This window comes from Parasedimentitalea marina (assembly GCF_004006175.1).
Lineage (GTDB): Bacteria > Pseudomonadota > Alphaproteobacteria > Rhodobacterales > Rhodobacteraceae > Parasedimentitalea > Parasedimentitalea marina.
On sequence record NZ_CP033219.1, the window covers coordinates 2,108,679 to 2,128,826 of the forward strand.

Sequence of the window (20,148 nt, forward strand, 5' to 3'; positions counted from 1 at the left end):
CGGTGGCGTCTAAACGGCGTCAAACCAAGGTTTTATGCGTGCCCTGACATGATGCCAAACCTCAGGTGCGCCCCGAAGAACCTTTTGGCCAACACGGGTGTCAATCTGATCAAGCGACACTTGATATTCGACCCAGCTACCGCCGCCATTGAGCAGGTTTAACAACACAGGCTGAACGCGATCGATCGACTTGGCAAAAATAGCATCATGACTTTCAGCAGCTTCGAATTCATGCCACAACGTATTAAATTCTGTATCCTGATCCTTGGGCAACAATCCAAACAGCCGCGTTGCTGCTGCCTCTTCCTTGGCTGCCAAAGCGACTTGATCTATGTGCCCGTGAATGGGGGCATCGCCGGCGTCGATTTCCACGATATCATGCAGCAGAAGCATAATCATAACACGGTCGATATCAATATTGTCGGCGGAATGTTCTGCCAGCACCCACGCATAAAGCATAATGTGCCAGCTGTGTTCGGCTGAATTCTCACGCCGAGAGCCATTGCCCAAAAGTGTAGCTCGCAGAACCTGTTTTAGTCCGTCGGCCTCGTTTAGAAATGGCAGACGGCAGGTCAATGAGTCCAAGGTCTTAGCTGCAGGGCGGCCCAGCAACTCCTGGGCATGCAAATAGGCCTCAGGAAATTCATGTTCGAGAGAAGCAGCACGTCCACCGTCCAGAGTATTCTTGACGATCTCAAGATGTTCTGGAACCGGACAAGCGCCATATAGAGTTTGAAATATTGGCTGGCAACGGTCTAGTTGTTTGGCGAACCGTGCATCGCTGGATTGATTGGTTTCGAACTCTTGCCACAGGGCAAGCATATCGGCACCTTGGTCATCCGGCAGTAAACCAAACAAGCGTTTTGCAGCCACTTGTTCAGCCTGAGCCACCGCATGCCAATTGGTTGCTTCATGAATGGGGTGGTCACCCACATCGATTTCAACCAAATCGTGGAGCAGCAGCATTTTGATAACACGGGCGATTTTGACATCCGGCGCCGCCAGGGGCGCTAGCACCAAAGCATAGAGCGCAAGGTGCCAGCTGTGCTCTGCCGAATTTTCACGCCGTGAACAATCCAGGATCAGATTGGCACGTTCCACTTGGCGCAATTTGTCCGCCTCTAAGAGGAATTCAAACTGCCCGTCTAACCGGCTCGTCACGATTTTATGTCACCTTCAGTCGCGGCTTGGGCTTCGGCTATTTTCTTGTTCAGAAACTTGCGCGCAATGCGTTCAGCCAGGCGCACGCGCATTTCAGTTAGAAATGCTTCTTCCAACGTCTGGGAGGAAGCGGCCAAGACGCCGCTTACCTCCATGAACAAGCGGTCTTGACCAGTAGCGTCCTGCACTTTCATAGTGTCATCAGCCAATTGTTCGGCAAGCCGTTCAAGCGTCCCCATTAGCGGGTGTTTTCTGTCAGGCGGCGTTTTACATAATCGGAGACATTCCCGATCATGTGGTCCATGTGAGGCTCCTGGAAAAAGTGGTCAGCGCCCTCAATTTCCTGATGGGTGATGGTAATACCCTTCTGCTCGTGCAGCTTGTTCACAAGATTCACAGTATCCGCCGGCGGGGCAACTCTGTCGGATGTGCCATTGATGATCAAACCCGAAGACGGGCAGGGCGCCAGAAACGAGAAGTCATACATATTGGCCGGTGGCGATACCGAAATGAACCCAGTGATCTCGGGACGGCGCATCAGCAACTGCATGCCGATCCACGAACCAAAGGAAAAACCAGCAACCCAACAATGTTTCGAATTGTTGTTCATCGACTGCAAATAATCGAGCGCCGAAGCCGCATCAGACAGCTCACCCACGCCTTGGTCATATTCGCCCTGGCTACGTCCAACACCGCGGAAGTTAAACCGCAATACGGTGAACCCCATATTATAGAACGCATAGTGGAGGTTATAGACCACCTTATTGTTCATGGTGCCGCCAAATTGTGGGTGCGGATGCAACACAATTGCGATGGGCGCGTCACGCTCTTTTTGAGGGTGATAGCGGCCTTCAAGGCGGCCTTCGGGTCCGGGAAAAATGACCTCAGGCATGGGCAGTTGGATCCTATTCTTTTTTTGCGGGAGATGCCTGTCGGGTAATTCTTGACGAATTCCCTAAGGCACCTTAGAACGGTTCTAAATGTGGGCGCAGTATAAAAACCTTGCTCCGTCAGGCTGAGATACGCACTGACGCCGCTAAGGTCAATGTTTTCGCTGTGTTCAGGCCGATTGGAGTACGACAAACATGAAGCTTTCGACAAAAGGGCGCTATGCCATGGTTGCATTGGCCGATATTGCGTTGCAGCCCACGGATAAATTGGTCGTATTAGGAGACATTTCAAAACGCCAAGATGTCTCCTTACCCTATTTAGAACAACTATTCGTCAAGCTACGCCGTGCTGAGTTGGTTTGTTCAGTGCGAGGCCCTGGCGGTGGGTATCGTTTGGCGCGCCCTGCGTCGGAGATTCGTGTCGTTGAAATCCTATCTGCGGTGGACGAGACGGTGGATGCTATGCATAAGGGCGCCGGTGCGTCAGGGGGGACGTCTGGTAGTCGGGCGCAATCGCTTACGAACCGTTTGTGGGAGGGGTTAAGTGCACATGTGTATGTGTTCCTGCACCAAACACGGCTATCGGATATCATCAACAATGACCTCGCGCCCTGTCCTGCAGTGCCGGGATTGTTTTCAGTAGTTGACGCTGAATGAGCAGTCAGAATTACAGTCTGTTTATGGCGGACAAAACCGGGAAAACATGTATCTATGACTAGGGTTTACCTGGATCACAATGCCACAACGATGTTACGGCCCGAAGCACGCGCTGCGATGATCGCGGCGATGGATGTTTGCGGCAATCCGTCTTCGGTCCACGGTGAGGGCCGCGCCGCCAAAGCACTGGTGGAGCGAGCTCGCGCTCAAGTGTCCTCAGCCTTTGGGGCGGATGGGGCGGATATAGTGTTCACGTCAGGATCAACTGAAGGCGCCTTACTCGCCTGTGGTGACCAAAAATTACATGGTTCTGCACTTGAACATGATGCTGTAAGGTCTTGGATTTCTGAGGATCTACCCGTAAGTCACAACGGAGCCGTGACAGTTGAGCAGCCTAACCGTACGGCTCTGCAGCTTGCCAATTCTGAAACCGGTATCCTTCAGATCCTGCCACAGGGGTTGGCCGTTTCCGACGCAACACAAGCATTTGGAAAGCTTCCTATTGCCTTCAATTGGTTAGGCGTAACACGCGCTCTCATTTCGGCGCATAAACTGGGGGGGCCTAAGGGAACCGGCGCTGTTGTTTTGAAGCGTGGAACCGAGCTGGCCACTCAGATCAAAGGTGGAGGTCAGGAAATGGGGCGCCGCGGCGGTACTGAAAACGTTATCGGAATAGCAGGCTTTGGCGCTGCATCCGAAGCCGCTGCCCGTGACTTGGCTGATGGCGTGTGGGAACGCGTTGAAGCCCTGCGAAATATGCTGGAGCAGGCCCTTGTGGCTGGAACTCAAAACACTATTTTTGTGGGGCAATCAGTTCCCCGCCTGCCAAATACACTGTGTTTCGCTACTCCCGGTTGGAAAGGCGAGACCCAAGTTATGCAAATGGACCTGGCTGGTTATGCAATCAGCGCCGGATCGGCTTGCTCTAGCGGCAAGGTCCGCGGAAGCGCCGTGCTGACGGCCATGGGATACGACGAAATCACAGCTCAGAGCGCCATTCGTGTGTCGCTGGGCCCCGAAACAAGCGAAAGCGATGTGCTGCGATTTGCAGACACGTGGCTGGCAAAAGAAAAGACTTATCGCGCCCGGGTGGCGTGAGCAAAGGAGACCTAAAATGGCCGCTTTGGACCAGATACAAGTAAAAGAAGGCGTTGATCAGGAGACCGTCGATACAGTGCGCGAAGTTGGCGGCGCTTACAAATATGGCTGGGAAACCGAAATTGAGATGGAATATGCCCCAAAAGGGTTGTCTCCTGACATCGTTCGGTTGATTTCTGAAAAGAATGAAGAGCCACAGTGGATGACGGACTGGCGGCTGGAGGCCTATGAGAGATGGCTGACCAAAGAAGAGCCAAGCTGGGCCATGGTTGATTATCCGGAAATCGATTTCCAGGATCAGTATTACTATGCCCGTCCCAAATCGATGGAAGTCAAGCCAAAGTCCCTGGATGAGGTCGACCCCAAATTACTGGCAACCTACGAAAAGCTTGGTATCCCTCTGAAAGAACAGATGATTTTGGCTGGAGTGGAAGGCGCCGAGAATGCGCCTGCCGAAGGTCGAAAAGTGGCAGTGGATGCGGTATTTGACTCTGTTTCTGTCGGCACCACATTCCAAGCCGAGCTAAAAGCCGCAGGGGTCATTTTTTGTTCGATCTCCGAGGCCATCCGCGAACACCCTGAACTGGTTAAGAAATATCTTGGTACTGTTGTTCCAGTATCCGACAATTTCTATGCGACGCTGAATTCGGCTGTGTTTTCCGACGGGTCGTTCGTTTATGTTCCGCCCGGCGTTCGCTGCCCCATGGAGCTGTCGACCTACTTCCGTATCAACGCTGAGAATACCGGTCAGTTTGAGCGCACGCTGATTATCGCCGATAAGGGCTCTTACGTGTCATATCTTGAAGGCTGTACCGCGCCAGCCCGCGATATCGCCCAATTGCACGCTGCTGTCGTCGAGATCATCATCGAAGAAGACGCAGAAGTAAAATACTCGACCGTTCAAAACTGGTATCCCGGTGATGAAAACGGCAAAGGTGGAATCTACAATTTCGTCACCAAACGCGCTGATTGTCGTGGTGACCGCGCCAAGATTATGTGGACCCAGGTCGAAACCGGCTCGGCAGTAACCTGGAAATACCCCTCGTGCATTCTCCGCGGTGACGACAGCCAGGGTGAATTCTATTCCATTGCAATTGCTAACAATTACCAGCAAGCCGACACCGGTACCAAAATGGTTCACCTGGGCAAAAACACCAAGTCTCGGATCGTGTCCAAAGGCATCAGCGCTGGACACGCACAAAATACTTATCGCGGTCTGGTTTCGATGCACTCCAAAGCTAAAAATGCGCGCAATTACACCCAATGCGACAGTTTGTTGATTGGCAACAAATGCGGAGCCCATACGGTTCCGTATATTGAGGTCAAGAATAATTCGGCGCGGGTTGAGCATGAGGCGACGACGTCCAAGGTGGATGACGAACAACTGTTCTATTGCCGCTCGCGTGGAATGGACGAAGAAGAAGCAGTTGCCTTGGTGGTTAATGGATTCTGTAAGGATGTATTGCAGGCTTTGCCGATGGAATTTGCGATGGAAGCGCAGCAACTTGTAGCGATCTCTTTGGAAGGGTCTGTGGGATAGCCGCAGCCGCCAGGTTTTCCTGGCGCAATGGAAATTTTACTGGTCGGTTCAACTGACCAAAGAAGGATGAACGCTTTGGTGCATACTGAGGTCCGACCACAGGTCCGGACCCGCTCCGAAGCCCAATGAACATTCGCGACAAGGAGCGAAAAATGCTGAATATTAATAACCTGCACGTCCAACTTGAAGATGAAGACAAGCAAATCCTCAAGGGCGTCGACTTGACCGTAGAAGCCGGCAAAGTGCATGCCATCATGGGGCCAAACGGATCCGGAAAGTCTACATTGTCCTATGTGCTGTCAGGCAAGGGTGGCTACGTTGTCACCGAGGGGACTGCGTCCCTTGATGGTCAGGACTTGTTGGATTTAGAGGCCGAAGAACGTGCCGCTGCCGGTCTGTTTCTGGCTTTCCAATATCCAGTTGAAATTCCGGGTGTTGGCAACATGACCTTTTTGCGCACCGCTGTGAATGCGCAACGTAAAGCGCGCGGTGAAGACGAAATGAGCGCGGCTGAATTTCTGAAGGAAGTGCGTGCCACAGCCAAATCGTTGAAAATTGACGCTGACATGTTGAAGCGACCAGTCAACGTAGGGTTCTCAGGCGGAGAGAAAAAGCGGAACGAAATCCTACAGATGGCGATGCTTTCTCCAAAAATGTGCATCTTGGACGAAACAGATTCCGGGCTGGATGTTGATGCTATGAAATTGGTTGCCGAAGGTGTGAATGCGCTGCGTGACGGAAAACGCGGGTTTCTTGTGATCACACACTATCAACGGTTGCTGGATCACATTAAGCCCGATGTGGTGCATATTATGGCCAATGGCCGCATCATCAAATCCGGCGGACCAGAGCTGGCTTTAGAAGTTGAAAACAACGGCTATGCCGACATCTTGGCTGAGGTAGAGTAAATGGCTCTGCCTGATCTGAAACGAACCGCCACCGAGGCCCGTTTGGCTGAACTAACAATGCCGGTTGGCGGATGTTTGGCCGAGGCACGTCGGGCCGCTTTGTCACGGGTTCAAACCATGGGGTTGCCTGGTCGCCGGGACGAGTATTGGAAATACACCCGTCCGGAAACACTGGTCCAGAGTACGGCACCAAAGGCCGCCGTATTCGTTCACGACGAAGCGCCGATATTTGAAAATTTCGACTGCTTGAAAATCGTGTTTGTCGACGGTGTTTTTGATGTAGAGGCTTCAGATAATCTGAAGCTTGAGGGTGTCCAGATTGATCGACTCTCGGATCTGGTCACACAAGACATCCATTGGGCCAAAGACTTGTACGGCGTTCTTGAAGCGCGGGGGCAAGATCCTGTGTTCCGCCCACTGGCTGCTCTGAACACTGCGTTTGCCGATGACGGGGTTGCAATCCGGGTGACCGGAAAGCCGAGCAAGCCAATAAATCTCATTTACAATCACAACGCCGAAGAATCGGATGGCATGTTACACCATGTCATTCGGGTTGAATCCGGCGCCGAGGCTACAGTGCTTGAAAACGGTCCTGCCGCCGCACGGTTCAATAAGTGCAGCGAAATTGACATCGCTGACGGAGGCGCTTTGCATATGATCTGTGCCCAAGGCCGAGATCATGAACGTCGCGCTGCAACTCATCTGTTCGCACGTTTGGGTAAGGACTCGGTTTTCAAATGCTTCACACTGACCGTCAACGGTGTGTTGACACGTAATGAAACAGTCGTTGAATTGCTCGGCGATGATGCCATCGTTCATGTTGCCGGCGCCTGCGTCGGGGATGGCGATTTCCATCACGACGACACAGTGTTCATCACACACGTTGGCGAGAACTGCGAAAGCCGACAGGTTTTCAAAAAAGTACTTCGCAATGGGGCTACTGGCGTGTTCCAGGGGAAAATCTTGGTAAAAGCCAGCGCTCAGAAAACAGATGGTTATCAAATCAGCCAGGCGTTGATGCTAGATGATGACAGCCAGTTTTTGGCCAAGCCAGAACTGGAAATCTATGCTGACGATGTTGCCTGCTCACATGGGTCGACCTCTGGCGCTATTGATGAAGAGGCTTTGTTTTACTTGCAAAGCCGAGGTGTGCCTCACAAAGATGCGACCAACCTTTTAACATTGGCCTTTTTGGCCGAAGCTGTCGACGAAATTGGCAATCCGGATATCGTCGAAACGATTGTCAGCCGACTTGAAAGCTGGCTGATCCGGCGCCTCTGATGCCTGTAACAACAGACATAGTCGCTACATATAAGGGACCGCGCCGCGTTGTGGCGAGGATCCTGGCCATGGGGCCGCGGGAAGACCGTGCTTTGGCAATCCTTATGGGGGGCTGCGCACTGGCGTTTACAGCCCAAATGCCCCGGTTGGCCCGAGAGGCTCATTTTACTGGCCAAGATCTGAACATGCTTCTAGGAGGAGCATTGTTTGGCCTGATCTTCATTGCCCCTTTAATTCTATATACACTCTCATGGGTGACCTACCTTGTGGCACGTGTTTTAGGTGGTAAGGGGGGCAGTTATGGCGCCAGGCTCGCTCTGTTTTGGGCATTTTTGGCGGCTAGCCCGCTGATGCTGCTCAACGGCCTCACAGCTGGATTTATCGGTCCGAGTCCCGCATTGTCCTTGGTCGGAGGGCTCTGGTTCGCGCTTTTCTGTTGGTTTTGGGTTTCTGGTCTAATTCAAGCCTATTGGATCGCTAAATGATAATTCTCTGGCAGTCACTGGCTACGATGACACTGACATCGGTCAATCCTCATCCTGCGCCTACGCTGTCATTTCTACGAGGCCTAGCTCGGCCTTTCTCACTGGGGCATTCTGCCAATGTATGACGTAAACACAATTCGTGCTGATTTTCCGATCCTTTCTCGAGAGGTTAATGGCAAACCGCTGACTTATCTGGATAATGGAGCATCGGCACAAAAGCCAAAGGTGGTCATTGACGCAATTACCCGGGCCTACGCCGAGGAATACTCCAATGTTCACCGCGGCTTGCACTACCTATCTAATCTTTCCACAGAGAGATACGAGGCCGTTAGGGGCACTATTTCAACCTTTCTGAACGCCGGTGATGAGAACACTATCGTGCTGAATTCCGGCACCACTGAGGGTATCAATTTGGTTGCCTACGCCTGGGCAATGCCGCGTTTCCAACCCGGAGACGAAATTGTGCTAAGCGTGATGGAGCACCATGCAAATATCGTTCCCTGGCACTTTCTTAGGGAACGACAGGGGATCGTGCTGAAGTGGGTGGATGTTCAACCAGACGGATCTCTGGATCCACAGGCGGTTATTGATGCAATCGGGGCCAAGACCAAACTGGTTGCTGTGACCCAGTGTTCGAATGTTTTGGGCACTGTCGTTGATGTCAAATCCATAACTCAAGGCGCCCATGCCAAGGGAGTTCCAGTCTTAGTTGATGGATCTCAAGGCGCAGTTCACATGCCTGTGGATGTGCAGGATATAGGTTGTGATTTCTATGCTATTACGGGCCATAAGTTATATGGTCCCTCCGGCTCCGGAGCCATTTTTATCCGGCCTGAGCGTATGGCAGAGATGCGCCCGTTCCTTGGTGGTGGGGACATGATTAAAGAGGTCAGCAAAGACCACGTTTTGTATAATGATCCGCCTATGAAATTCGAAGCCGGCACGCCTGGTATTGTCCAAACTATCGGATTCGGTGTGGCGTTGGAGTACATGATGGGCTTGGGAATGGAAAATATTGCCTCCCATGAAGCCAGCCTTCGTGACTATGCAGAGAGCCGGTTCGCCGGATTGAATTGGTTCAATATACAAGGGCAAGCTTCTGGAAAGGCAGCTATATTTAGCTTCACTATGGACGGGGCTGCCCATTCGCATGACATCTCAACAATCCTTGATAAGCGCGGCGTCGCAGTACGGGCAGGTCATCATTGCGCCGGACCGCTCATGGAGCATTTAGGAGTAACTGCAACCTGCAGGGCGTCCTTCGGGCTGTATAACACTACTGGAGAAATCGACACACTCATCGACTCTCTTGAATTGGCACATGATCTATTTTCATGATCATTGCGGCGTAAAAGTAATGGCGCCAGTTTTGGCGTCATTACTAATTGCTTTCAAAAGTAATTTACATAGACAAGTATTGTTGAAGTTCTATCTGACGAACTCAAGTTCAAGAAAAACATCTGCAAAATTGGGAATTTCTAACAGCGGATTAGGCGCTATCGTCATAGAAAGCAGGCAAAAGTATCAAAGTCGGGTGATTTAGGTGCGCTGATTTCGCACTCAAATAATGCAGTGAGCGGTGTTTCCTTGTGTAATGAACCAGTGTTCGGTTTCGGGCTGCGAACGGCATGATTAATACTGGCAATGAATTTGCTTTTGTTTGCCAGAACACTCAGCAACAATCGGATAGATTGGAGAGCGGTAACTACGCTCCGACGGATGCGAAGGCACTGCAGATCCATTGCACCAAGCTTCCTATCTCCTCACTCAATTCTGAATGCCGTGGATGTATCAGCCCATAGGTTGATCCATCATCAACAAACCCAAGCGGCGCAATCAGGCGCCCCCTTTCGAGATCATCACAGGCCACGATTTGTGGGCAAACTGCGACGCCAAGGCCACCCGCAGCAGCTTCTGCCAGCAAGAAATGGTGGTCGAACAATCTAATTTCAGCAGGTTTGGGCGCGTTCGGGATTTGATCCAACCAGGTCGACCACGCATTCGGCCTGGTTTTGCTGCCCAGTCCGATATAGTTCCCAGCTTGGAATGCGCCAATCATCTCCGGAGTCATCACGGCACCGATTTCCTCGTCAAACAACGGGATGATCTGCCAGTCGGGATCAATAGGAAAATCCAGGCGGCGCACAGCCAATGTCACGCCATCCCGAGCGAAATTGAGCGTACCACCACCTACAGACAAATGGACCGGGATATCAGGGTGTGCATCCTGAAACTGGCTCAGCCTGGGGATCAGCCACCGCATGGCGACAGATCGTTCACAGGAAAGCACAATCGGAGCATTTACTTTTTGAAGACGGATCGAGGTCAACGTTTCACCGATCAAAGCGAGGGCCTTGGAGGTGGCGTCGGATAAAAGCTCTCCCTCCGGAGTCATGGCAATGCCACGCCCATCAGGGGTTACCAAGCGAATATCCAGATCGCGTGATAGCTTAGTAACGCGTCTGCTGATTGCCCCATGCGTCAAGGCTAATTCGTCGGCGGCCGCCCGCACAGAGCCAAGTCTTGCAACGGCCTCAAAGGCGCGTAGGTCATCGAGGGAGGGGATCTCAGATCGCTTCATACGTGATAAATTATCACCAATTTCGGTCAGAACAAATAGATTTATAAAGGTTACACGTTTGCTATGTTCACCATATGAAATACACGCATCGACATATCCTTCAGATTGGACAGCTTTTCGTGCCAGCGGGCGAAAACGAATTGTGATGGCGCCTGCCTGTCCTGAGGCCGGGCGCATTACCGCCGGCGGAGTTCAGCATGTGAACGGCGTTCCCGTGTGCCAGTCCTCCTATGCTGATGATCTTGTCCATCCTGCAACAACATCGCGGAACGCAGATCTCCTGCCTTACGCGAGCGCGGATGTGACCATTCTAGATGCGGTTACGCAGAAGGAACTGAACCAGAAGGTGGCTGCAGTAGAAGACGTTGAAGATACACTTTGGGTTGGCTCCCCGGGAGTGGCAATTGCATTGGCCAATCGGTTTGCGCAAGCGCGCTCTGATAAACTTGCAATCCGAATGTGCAACTCGATCCTGATCGTCGTCGGCAGTGCCAATCCGGTCAGCCGTCGGCAATTGACACAGGTAATGCAGCATCCCCACACCACATACCTGATGATACCAAAGGATCGGGTCACCGCGCCTGCACAATCTCTTTCGGATCTGGTGGAGCAAGCCATGGATCATTTTGGGGAATGTGACACCGTGATCGCTACAGGTGGGGACAAGATGGAAGCCGCGCTGAACTTGCTTGGAATTTGCCAGTTTTCCCTGGTCGGCGAACTTGAGCATGGTTTTCCGCTCGCGATAGCCACGCTGCCAAATGGGAGCTTGTTAACGCTTGGAATGAAGGCCGGTGGCTTTGGCGTGGACACAACATTGTTGCATGCGGTCGATGTGCCGTGCACCAGGAAAGGGAAGGCTATTTGATGACAGAGCAAGTTAAACCCCTGGCCATCACTATGGGCGACCCGTCCGGGATTGGGCCAGAGATCGTCGTAATGGCGCTGGTCGAGCAGCCAGGAGTCCGCGCCTTGGTGTTCGGCTGTCCGAGTGTGATGGAACGGGCTGTCGGAATTGTTGGGGCCGATTGCGATGTGCGCTCGTTGCGCTGTGTGCAAGACGCTCGTTTCACGCCTGGCGTGATTGAGGTTGTGAGCAGTGGCAATCTGACCGAACTTCCCGCAATAGGACAGATCCAGGCAACAAGTGGAGATGCCGCCTTTTCTGCCATCCAGCTGGCCATCGCTTGTGCGCTGGAAGGGCAGGTGTCAGGTATCGTCACAGCCCCAATCCATAAGGAGGCATTGTCTCAAGCCGGGATTTCATATCCCGGGCACACTGAAATGCTGGCCGATTTTAGCGGGGCAGAGCGCGTGGCAATGCTGCTTGGGAATGACGAGATCCGCACCGTCCTCGTGACCATTCACTGCTCGCTTTCGGACGCCATCAAGGGCGGTAGTTTCGAGGCGCAGATGACGGCAATCCGGCTGACTCATGAGGGTGCCACAGCCTTGGGATACGACAATCCGCGTGTGGCAGTTGCAGGCCTTAACCCGCATGCCGGGGAAGGTGGGCTGTTTGGCCGGGAAGAGATTGAGATTATCGCGCCTGCAATCAAGGCCGCTCAGGCTGAGGGGATCAACGCCTCCGGACCCTGGCCTGGCGATACGGTATTCATGATGGCGCGCCAAGGTCAGTTCGATATTGTCGTGGCGCAATACCACGATCAGGGGCTGATCCCCGTCAAATACATGGGACTGGAGAAAGGGGTGAACATCACCCTTGGTCTGCCCTTCGTTCGCACCAGCCCCGATCATGGCACCGCATTCGACATTGCCGGAACCGGCAAGGCCGATGCCGCCAGCCTTCTGACCGCCATGAGTTATGCCAGCAAACTGGTATCTGCCCAAAGTAAAGGAATAGCCTGATGGGACTTCGTTTTATCTTCATGCTCACCCGCAATGACAAGACGGTTGAGGACGCAGAACAGCATCTGAAAACAGCGCTTGCTGCAGGTGTGCATCACATTGGCTTCAAGGATGTGGGCCTTCCTTTTGAACGGTTGAAGGATCTGAATGCGGCAATCAAGGCCGGTGGAGCCACCAGCTATCTTGAAGTGGTTTCCCTGGACAAGGAAAGCGAGATTGCCTCAGCCAAAGCCGCTGCGGAGATCGGTGTCGATATCCTACTGGGCGGCACGAATGTGGATGCGGTTCTGACTGTTCTGGCGGGCACCGACATTCAGTATTTCCCGTTTCCAGGCCAGATCGAGGGCCACCCCAGCGTGCTCGCGGGTAGCATCGACGAAGTGGTCGACAGTGCGGTGGAATTGGCTGGGCGAGAGGGTGTGCACGGACTTGATTTGCTGGCCTATCGCTCAACCGAAAATGTTACTGGGCTGATGGCGGCTGTCTGTGCAGCGGTGAAAAAGCCGGTGATCATGGCCGGCTCGATCGGTTCGCGTGAGCGCATCGAAATCGTCCGCCGTTCTGGTGCTGCTGGTTTCACCATCGGCACCGCGGCGCTTGATGGCGACTACCCAGCCGACAGCCCAGTGTTGGAAACCCAATTACGTTCGATCCAACGGGACGTGGCTGGGGTAAACAAACACGTGTCTCCGCACGGTCCCAAGAACCTCGAAAAAGCATTTGCCTCATTCACGCAAACCTGGAGCCCGCGCCTCGCCGGAAGGGTCAACAATATGGCGGTCAAACTGGCCAAGTTCGAAGGTGAGTTCGTCTGGCATCACCATGAAACGGAAGACGAGATGTTCCTTGTCCACAAAGGGCAGCTGTTGATGAAATTCCGTGACCGGGATGAGGTGGTAGACGAAGGTGAGTTCATCATTGTTCCGCATGGGGTGGAGCATTGCCCGGTGGCGTTGGGGGGCACCTGCGAGGTCCTACTGCTTGAACCAGATACGACGGTGAACACCGGGAACGCAGACGACCCACGTCGGGCAACCGATCTGGCGAAAGTCTAATGTGTGGTAGCGAATCGACCAGACTAATACAGCCAGAACATGAAAGCATGCGCACCGAGACCCGAGACCCGAGACCCGAGACCCGAGACCCGAGAATACTGCTTCGCCTAAGATCGGTTCGCAAGCATCAGGCTTTGATTGCAGTCTTACATGAAGCCTCGTAGTCGACATCCGGATGGCGGAAGGAAAAGGGGCCGGCCCAAGAGGATGTTACGCAAAAATGAGAAAATACCTTTTTAGTATTTCGTGAAGCAGATCCATTTGTTGTTCAAGGTGCGGCACATTTTTTGACTAAAAAAGTCAAGTACCATAAGCGGCAATCAGCGACGGGTCCGCATGGCGAATAGCCAACTTTTTCTTTTTCAAAAAGAACGGCCCGATGCTGTCAAGAAGGTCCCTGTTATCCGTATTTAGCGGTCTTGTTTTCACTTTCCCATTCTGGGTTTCCGGCGGTGAAGTTGCTCATGAAATGGGCTCAACTACAGTTTCGGATGCGCCACAGCGTGTGGGTGTTCTTGAGTTTAGTTTCATTGATGCTTTGGCTTCGGTTGGTGTCGCACCGGTTGGCATCGCTGACGACAATAAACGAGTTGGAGTCTTTCCGGCTTATTCTGACGTTACTGGCGATGATTGGGTCTCGGTTGGAACCCCTAAAACACCCAGCCTTGAGATCATTGCTTCGTTGCAGCGAGACCTGATCATAGCCGATAAAACGCGCCACGCAGCAGCCTATGACACACTGTCTGAAATTACCTGACCATTGGTCTGGACAGTCTGGGCGGTGATTATCACGCGTCGATGGTACATATGTCAGTTATCAGACAGGCCCTTGGCAAGCAGGCCGAAATGGACGCACGCGTTAAGGCCAATAAGGCAACAATGGCCGCCTATGTAGATGAGATCAAGACCACCGGTAACGGGGTCGTTGCGCAATTTGGGGTCACCAATGCCAATGGGCTTTGGTTGCACAGCCCAGTTTCTTACAATGGATCCTTGTTGAAGATGTTCGGCTTCAACTCCAACATGGCTCCGACTGAGGGCAGCGTTTATCAAACCAATTAAGTTCCTACAACGCTGGAACAATTGTCTGTTGTTGATCCTGGAGAAATACGTGCAGCCTGCATTTACGGATAGCTGTGCAGGGGATGCGCTGTATGAAGAGCTGAGTGCCGAAAAAATGGTAAAATGTACGAGATCTCCGCGCATAGCTTGTCCAAGTTACGTGGGATGCTTGCAGCTGAAATGACGGCGCAAGATATGCTGGAATTCATCAAGAAAATGCTCGAAGACAACTAAAATGGAACGTGGCGAATGGCTTAAGCGCTTTGCGTTCGCCACTTCTATTTTCGCTCTTCTGTTCGTCGGTGGCACTGCTGCGTCCCTGGCGACAGGAGGGCGAAATGATGTTGGGCTGAACGCGCTGTTAGGCGTGTTTAGGGCCGAGCCAGCAACATTTGCTCAGTCCATTATGTTTGACATCCGGTTGCCACGGACAGTTGCGGTAATTCTTACCGGGATGAACCTCGCCATTACTGGTTTGGTTTTTGCAGGCAATCACAAGAAACCCATTGGCATCACACTCAATTTTTGGCGCCAATCAAGGTGCTGCCTTGGGAATGGTTTTGATTCGATTTTCTTTCACAATGCTTGACGCTGCAGTAGGAGCGTTTGCCGTCGCCAGTGCGCTGGTTGCAGGACTGTTGACTTTGTTGGTCTTGTTGAACGGCGGATGCCTTGCGATATCCGGAACCATTGTTCAGGCGCTATTGCGAAATCCTCTGGCCAGCCCGAAAATCATCGGTATCAATTCAGGCGCCGCACTTGCCGTGTACTTGATGGTGATAATGTTTCCCAATCTGTCCATCACATATCTGCCTGTTGCAGCAGTCATGGGCGGCTGCCTTGCGGCCAGTCTGATCTATCTGGGAGCCGAATTTGGCAAGGTGTCGCCAGCCCGATTGGTCCTGATCGGTATTGCCGTCGGGCAGTTGTGTGATGCGGGTGTGAACTACATCCTGGTTACATCACCCACGTTCACTTTTTCAACGCCGCTGGTTTGGCTAACGGGATCTCTGTGGGCGCGTGGTTGGGCCCATGTAGGAATGGTCTGGCATGTCCTGCCGCTGTTGGGCGTGGCCAGCGTCACCCTAAGCTTCCGGCTGGATTTGATCCGCCTTGGGGACGCTCATGCAACTGGCCTGGGCATGAATGTGCGCGTCGAGCGTTTTATGTTGATGGTTCTGGCGGTTCTGCTGGCCTCGGTATCAGTAAGCGTCGTTGGAGTGCTTGGTTTCGTCGGGTTGATGGCACCGCAAATCGCACGCAGCCTGATGGGAGGGGACATCACCGTATCCTAATACCGTGCGCCACTTTGACGGGCATGTTGCTGGTGGTCCTGGCGGACGCAACTGTTGGGACGCTGGTACCACCGACTGAAATCTCAGCTGGTATTCTGACCGCGATGTTCGGCGCACCGTTTTTCATCTTCATTCTGACAACCTCGGGCAAAGCAAAACATTCATGAGTATTGAACTCAATCAGGTCAGCGCTGGCAACAACGGCTTCAAGCTGTGTGACATCTCCCTGACTATTGCCAAAGGGAGCTTTACTGCTCTTATCGGCCCAAATGGCTGCGGGAAATCAAAATTGCTTAACACGATGGCCCGCGTCCTACAGGCACATCAAGGCACCATCCACATTGGGGGGAGCAACATAAAGACCGCCAAGACAAAAGAGATCGCCCGATTGGTGACGTTTTTGCCGCAAAACTCAGTAGTGCCGCCGACGATATCTGGGGAGCCGTTGGTCAACTACGGCCGCGCACCACATCAAAACCTGTTGGGTTTGCGCAGTCAGGCCGATCGCGACGCTGTCGAAAATGCACTTCACATTACCTCGCTCGCGGGTCTGCGTAAACGTCCGTTGGCGGAACTCTCAGGTGGTCAGCGCCAGCGAGCTTTCATCGCAATGTGTTTGGCTCAAGATACCCCGTATTTGCTGTTTGATGAGCCCACATCATTTCTTGATATTCACCATTAATTCGAAACCTTGGACTTATTGTCTGGGTTGCAGCGCGCGGGTAAGACCTGCGTCGTAGTGTTACACGACTTCGCTCAAGCTGCACATTTTGCGGATAATCTGGTTGTTATGCGGGACGGTGCAATTCAAGTGCAGGGCAATCCCGCCGATGTGGTGAGGTCAGCAATGCTGGGCCAAATCTATGACCTCCGAGCCAAGGTTATCTCAGATCCTGTAAGTGGAACGCCTATGATGAGCCCGGTTATGTCTTCCCAACTTTTAGGACAGAAATAAGCCCCCGCAAGGTTCTGGATACTTCTAATTCCATGTCTGATAGTTTCGCCGTTCGAGAAGTATTTAAGGGCGTAATGGCACAGAGTAGCAGCCAGTTTAGGAGCTTTCACAAGAACTCACTCACAATTGACCTGAAACTTTCCCGCTTATTTCGTGTTCACGATAGAATATCGCAGCAACAAGAAAGCGGACACAAACTCGCACCCGCTCGGTTGCGACCAGGTCTGGGTGGGTTAAAGCCCAGGTCGGCAAGGCGTGCGCAGCTCTGGGTTCAGAGATGCGTACCAATGTCGGGTCGGGATCGGCAGCAAAGCAGTTTAGATAGCCAAAGCCCATTCCAGCACTGATCGCACTTTGTTGCGCCTGCATGTCTGAGATTACATGTGTCACCTTGCAGTTGGACATCGGCGAGTCTTCACGCCAGTGGGCCAATACATCTTTGCCACCCAATGCAATCCACTCGGCGGTTGGGTTTTCGCCAATAAAGCTATTCGCTTCGACATAGTCCTGGGTCGCATAGACTGTATTGGCAAAATCCGGCAGCCGGTGGGCGACCAGACCGTCATCAGGTTGCACCTGAAACCGGATGGCAATATCGGCGTTTCTCCGTCGCAAGTCGGCCACCTCAAAGGTTGCATCGACCTCAATTTCAATCTGCGGATAAAGCGTCGTAAACTCTGCCAGAATAGGCATCAGCAGATCTTGTGCCAACAGCGGAGGCGTTGATATTCGCACCACCCCTGCAAGGCGTGCATCCCGGCCAAACACCTCGCGCTCCATACTCAGTATTTCACTTTCTACCCGCTCTGCACGTTCGACAAGTGCTTCCCCTACATCGGTCAGAACGAAACCATCGGGCTGACGCGTAAACAGTTTGATGTTCAGTTGATCCTCCATTGCTTGCAACCGACGCGACACAGTTGAGTGGCTGACACCCAACTGCTTGGAAGCAGCACGCACTGACCGTCCACGTAGCACTGCCAGAAAAAATCGCAGGTCATCCCATTCAAAAACTTTCATCAGGGCCTCTCTCATTCTTGGAATGCGATTCATTACGCATGGTGCAAAAACGGAACGAAACATTGCAACTATAGCCAGTTCCACACCGCAGTTGCACCCGGTATTCCAAATTTAGACGCAACGCTGCCCCAGATGAGGGCACCCAGGAGTTCTGAAAATGAAAAATCAAATCCTTATCATCGGCGGCACCGGAAACATTGGCACCCCGTTGGTCGATCTATTGAAGGACGGCGACCAAAGTTACCGCGTCATGGTGCGAAACGAGGAAAATGAGACTAAAATGGCGGCGGCAGGTGTCCCCTTTGTTCGTGCAGAACTGGGAGATTGGCCAAGCGTTGAGGCCGCTTTGGAAAACGTCGACACGGTGTTCCTTCTGAGCGCGCCGTCGCCAGTCATGTCAGACTTGCACAAAGGGCTCATTGATCGCGCCAAATCCGCAGATGTGCACAAAATTGTGCGGCTGTCGGCTGAGCCTGCCAACTATAGCAAGGGCCTTCCGATGTATGAACAGCATTCTGAGGTTGATGACTATCTGGTGGCGAGTGGGTTGGACTATGTCATTCTAAGACCACATTATTTCATGCAGAATATCCCACAAATGCACGCGACCTTCATGAAGGATCAGGGCATGTTTGCGCAATACATGGGTGACTCTCGAATTCCCATGGTGGATGCGCGTGACATTGCCAAGGCAGCGCTGGCTGGACTGACTTCGGACGCGTTCAACGGCAAAATTCACGTTATCACGGGTCCACAGCCGATCAGTTTTGATGATGTTGCCAAGGCTTTCTCAAAGCCCCTCGGCAAGGAAATCAGCTACGTGAATCTATCCTACGAAGATCAGAAAGCCGGACTTGAAGCCTATGGTACACCTGAAATGGTTGTTCAAACGGTCATGACCTTGTTCAAGCGCTGGTCCGAGGGAGAGGATCAACCGGCAACCAGCGACTACGAGAAAATCACCGGAGAAAAGGCGACAGATATCGAAAAGTTTGCAGCGGATTTCGCCCCGGTGATGTAACTATTCGGCTTAAGTTAAACAAAAATATTCCGCGCCGCCTAAATAGATTTGGGAGTGGCGCGGTGTATCATTGGGGGGTAGTTCCCATGAGAAGGAATAACAGAAATGACCCGATTTCCATCTCAAACTCCGCATGGTGAAATCAGCGAAGTTTTTTCAGATGTCTTCTTTGTGACTGGAAGTGTCGACATGATGCCTGGTTTCAGGATCAGCCGCAGCATGACTATTCTTCGGGATGGAGACATCCTGACGCTCATCAGCCCGGTTCGCCTGAGTGAGGCCGGGTTGAAAGGGCTGGACGTCTTGGGCCGGGTCGAAAATATCGTCAAACTTGGTTCGTATCACTTGGGTGCCCACAACGGCTTGGATAATCCGTTTTATGTGGATCGCTATGGCGCCAAACTGTGGGCGCTGGCAGGGATGGAGCACAAAGGAGGCTTGAGTACTGACCACATACTTAAGGCAGGCGGGGACATGCCAACCAGAGATCTGTCTTTGTTCGTATATGAGAGCTCAAAAATGCCTGAAGCAATGTTCGTGCTGAATCGCGAGGACGGCGTAGTTATCGCAGCGGACAGCCTTCAGAACTGGAGTGAAGTGGATGAGTTTTTCAGCGAGGCCGCTGCCAACGCCATGACGAAGGGCGGATTTATCCGTCCTGCTAATATCGGCCCAGAGTGGAAGCGTCATTGTGCACCGGCCCCTGCAGAATTTGAAAAGGTCTCCAAACTGCCCTTTAGGCATCTGTTACCCTCACACGGCACCCCTCTCTTGAACACCGCCAAAACTGATCTTGTCCAGACATTCTCCCATCAGTTTAGTTAGCATTAAGGCGCTGTAATACCTTTACCTCAGACAGCTGATCTCAATATCCGGCATGCGCGGACCATTCAAATGGCATTTGATGGAGATCGCTTCCTAGAGCCCATTGCACGCGGCATCCTGAAGGAGCCTATGCTCAAGCAATCAGGGAGTTAGGTGGCCCAATAACGTCATAAATTTCACCGTTTTCCTAACGTCCCCGCTTACTCACTGAGCCAAACATTAGGGGAGACAAGATTGTCTGACGTTAGACACTGGGAAAATGGCGGAGAGACAGGGATTCGAACCCTGGGAACCCGTGAAGGCTCAACGGTTTTCGAGACCGCCCCGTTCGACCACTCCGGCACCTCTCCGCGGGGGTCTGGTGAGGCTGCATTTAAGGCGGTTCTTGAGGCTGTGCAAGAGGGTTTTCACAGTTCGGTCAAGAAAGTCTGTTTTCCATTGCCTG

23 protein-coding genes and 1 tRNA gene are annotated in these 20,148 nt (G+C 52.6%); 18 read left to right on the forward strand and 6 right to left on the reverse strand.

Annotation, left to right across the window (positions count from 1 at the left end; genetic code table 11):
• Positions 1–9: 9 nt before the first annotated feature.
• The 3 genes from EBB79_RS10220 to EBB79_RS10230 are packed head-to-tail and all read right to left on the reverse strand — an operon-like array spanning position 10 to position 2,053.
• Entirely contained in the window at positions 10–1,161 is a 1,152-nt protein-coding gene (locus EBB79_RS10220) for an HD domain-containing protein (RefSeq protein WP_127748795.1), read from the reverse strand.
• Positions 1,158–1,400, reverse strand: coding sequence for a hypothetical protein (locus tag EBB79_RS10225; RefSeq protein WP_127748796.1), 243 nt, complete (start codon positions 1,398–1,400; stop codon positions 1,158–1,160). Before EBB79_RS10225 ends, EBB79_RS10220 begins: the two co-directional genes overlap by 4 nt.
• Positions 1,400–2,053: an alpha/beta hydrolase gene (locus EBB79_RS10230; RefSeq protein WP_127748797.1), complete on the reverse strand. Its 654-nt coding sequence runs from the start codon at positions 2,051–2,053 to the stop codon at positions 1,400–1,402. The genes EBB79_RS10225 and EBB79_RS10230 overlap by 1 nt, the downstream gene beginning before the upstream one ends.
• A 193-nt stretch (positions 2,054–2,246) precedes the next feature.
• On the opposite strand from EBB79_RS10230, the gene iscR reads away from it, so the two are divergent.
• The 7 genes from iscR to EBB79_RS10265 all read left to right on the forward strand — a co-directional run bounded on the left by iscR (position 2,247) and on the right by EBB79_RS10265 (position 9,358).
• A complete protein-coding gene (gene iscR / locus EBB79_RS10235; RefSeq protein WP_127748798.1) occupies positions 2,247–2,708 on the forward strand; it encodes a Fe-S cluster assembly transcriptional regulator IscR in 462 nt (153 codons plus the stop codon).
• A 54-nt stretch (positions 2,709–2,762) separates the two neighbouring features.
• The gene (locus tag EBB79_RS10240; RefSeq protein WP_127748799.1) at positions 2,763–3,806 is read left to right on the forward strand and encodes a cysteine desulfurase family protein; all 1,044 of its coding nucleotides are present in this window, start codon (positions 2,763–2,765) and stop codon (positions 3,804–3,806) included.
• A gap of 16 nt (positions 3,807–3,822) precedes the next feature.
• A complete protein-coding gene (gene sufB, locus EBB79_RS10245; RefSeq protein ID WP_127748800.1) occupies positions 3,823–5,346 on the forward strand; it encodes a Fe-S cluster assembly protein SufB in 1,524 nt (507 codons plus the stop codon).
• A 152-nt stretch (positions 5,347–5,498) separates the two neighbouring features.
• Positions 5,499–6,254 (forward strand): Fe-S cluster assembly ATPase SufC, encoded by a 756-nt coding sequence (gene sufC, locus EBB79_RS10250; RefSeq protein WP_127748801.1) that lies wholly within the window; start codon positions 5,499–5,501, stop codon positions 6,252–6,254.
• Positions 6,255–7,535, forward strand: a complete 1,281-nt coding sequence (gene sufD, locus EBB79_RS10255) for a Fe-S cluster assembly protein SufD (RefSeq protein ID WP_127748802.1) — start codon at positions 6,255–6,257, stop codon at positions 7,533–7,535.
• Positions 7,535–8,020, forward strand: a complete 486-nt coding sequence (locus tag EBB79_RS24830) for a YIP1 family protein (protein WP_127748803.1) — start codon at positions 7,535–7,537, stop codon at positions 8,018–8,020. The genes sufD and EBB79_RS24830 overlap by 1 nt, the downstream gene beginning before the upstream one ends.
• Positions 8,021–8,137: 117 nt before the next feature.
• Positions 8,138–9,358, forward strand: coding sequence for a cysteine desulfurase (locus EBB79_RS10265; protein ID WP_127748804.1), 1,221 nt, complete (start codon positions 8,138–8,140; stop codon positions 9,356–9,358).
• Positions 9,359–9,725: 367 nt separating this feature from the next.
• Here EBB79_RS10265 and EBB79_RS10270 read toward each other — a convergent pair whose 3' ends face one another.
• Complete coding sequence (locus EBB79_RS10270) at positions 9,726–10,601, reverse strand: LysR family transcriptional regulator (RefSeq protein ID WP_127748805.1); 876 nt, start codon at positions 10,599–10,601, stop codon at positions 9,726–9,728.
• A gap of 145 nt (positions 10,602–10,746) precedes the next feature.
• Between EBB79_RS10270 and EBB79_RS10275 the strand changes: the two genes are divergently transcribed.
• From EBB79_RS10275 to EBB79_RS10310, 9 genes are all read left to right on the forward strand, one after another.
• On the forward strand, positions 10,747–11,469 hold the full coding sequence (locus tag EBB79_RS10275) for a nucleotide-binding domain containing protein (RefSeq protein ID WP_238705077.1): 723 nt from the start codon (positions 10,747–10,749) through the stop codon (positions 11,467–11,469).
• Positions 11,469–12,470: a 4-hydroxythreonine-4-phosphate dehydrogenase PdxA gene (gene pdxA / locus EBB79_RS10280; RefSeq protein ID WP_127748807.1), complete on the forward strand. Its 1,002-nt coding sequence runs from the start codon at positions 11,469–11,471 to the stop codon at positions 12,468–12,470. The genes EBB79_RS10275 and pdxA overlap by 1 nt, the downstream gene beginning before the upstream one ends.
• Positions 12,470–13,525: a cupin domain-containing protein gene (locus tag EBB79_RS10285; protein ID WP_127748808.1), complete on the forward strand. Its 1,056-nt coding sequence runs from the start codon at positions 12,470–12,472 to the stop codon at positions 13,523–13,525. The genes pdxA and EBB79_RS10285 overlap by 1 nt, the downstream gene beginning before the upstream one ends.
• A gap of 469 nt (positions 13,526–13,994) precedes the next feature.
• The gene (locus tag EBB79_RS24835) at positions 13,995–14,282 is read left to right on the forward strand and encodes an ABC transporter substrate-binding protein (RefSeq protein ID WP_238705053.1); all 288 of its coding nucleotides are present in this window, start codon (positions 13,995–13,997) and stop codon (positions 14,280–14,282) included.
• Positions 14,283–14,332: 50 nt separating this feature from the next.
• On the forward strand, positions 14,333–14,587 hold the full coding sequence (locus EBB79_RS24840; RefSeq protein ID WP_238705054.1) for a TroA family protein: 255 nt from the start codon (positions 14,333–14,335) through the stop codon (positions 14,585–14,587).
• 235 nt (positions 14,588–14,822) lie between these two features.
• On the forward strand, positions 14,823–15,176 hold the full coding sequence (locus tag EBB79_RS25240) for an iron chelate uptake ABC transporter family permease subunit (RefSeq protein WP_127748809.1): 354 nt from the start codon (positions 14,823–14,825) through the stop codon (positions 15,174–15,176).
• Complete coding sequence (locus tag EBB79_RS25245; protein ID WP_274594842.1) at positions 15,094–15,882, forward strand: FecCD family ABC transporter permease; 789 nt, start codon at positions 15,094–15,096, stop codon at positions 15,880–15,882. The genes EBB79_RS25240 and EBB79_RS25245 overlap by 83 nt, the downstream gene beginning before the upstream one ends.
• 23 nt (positions 15,883–15,905) lie before the next feature.
• Positions 15,906–16,049, forward strand: coding sequence for an iron chelate uptake ABC transporter family permease subunit (locus tag EBB79_RS25625; protein ID WP_420850404.1), 144 nt, complete (start codon positions 15,906–15,908; stop codon positions 16,047–16,049).
• On the forward strand, positions 16,046–16,564 hold the full coding sequence (locus tag EBB79_RS10310) for an ABC transporter ATP-binding protein (protein ID WP_238705055.1): 519 nt from the start codon (positions 16,046–16,048) through the stop codon (positions 16,562–16,564). Before EBB79_RS25625 ends, EBB79_RS10310 begins: the two co-directional genes overlap by 4 nt.
• A gap of 393 nt (positions 16,565–16,957) precedes the next feature.
• Here EBB79_RS10310 and EBB79_RS10315 read toward each other — a convergent pair whose 3' ends face one another.
• Positions 16,958–17,857, reverse strand: a complete 900-nt coding sequence (locus EBB79_RS10315) for a LysR family transcriptional regulator (RefSeq protein ID WP_164860785.1) — start codon at positions 17,855–17,857, stop codon at positions 16,958–16,960.
• 157 nt (positions 17,858–18,014) lie between these two features.
• Between EBB79_RS10315 and EBB79_RS10320 the strand changes: the two genes are divergently transcribed.
• Positions 18,015–18,878 carry an SDR family oxidoreductase gene (locus tag EBB79_RS10320; RefSeq protein ID WP_127748813.1) on the forward strand — a complete coding sequence of 288 codons (864 nt, stop codon included), beginning with the start codon at positions 18,015–18,017 and terminating at the stop codon, positions 18,876–18,878.
• Positions 18,879–18,983: 105 nt separating this feature from the next.
• A complete protein-coding gene (locus tag EBB79_RS10325) occupies positions 18,984–19,703 on the forward strand; it encodes a hypothetical protein (RefSeq protein WP_127748814.1) in 720 nt (239 codons plus the stop codon).
• Between the two features lie 260 nt (positions 19,704–19,963).
• Here the strand turns inward: EBB79_RS10325 and EBB79_RS10330 are convergent.
• Positions 19,964–20,053, reverse strand: a tRNA-Ser gene (locus EBB79_RS10330).
• Positions 20,054–20,148 lie beyond the last annotated feature (95 nt).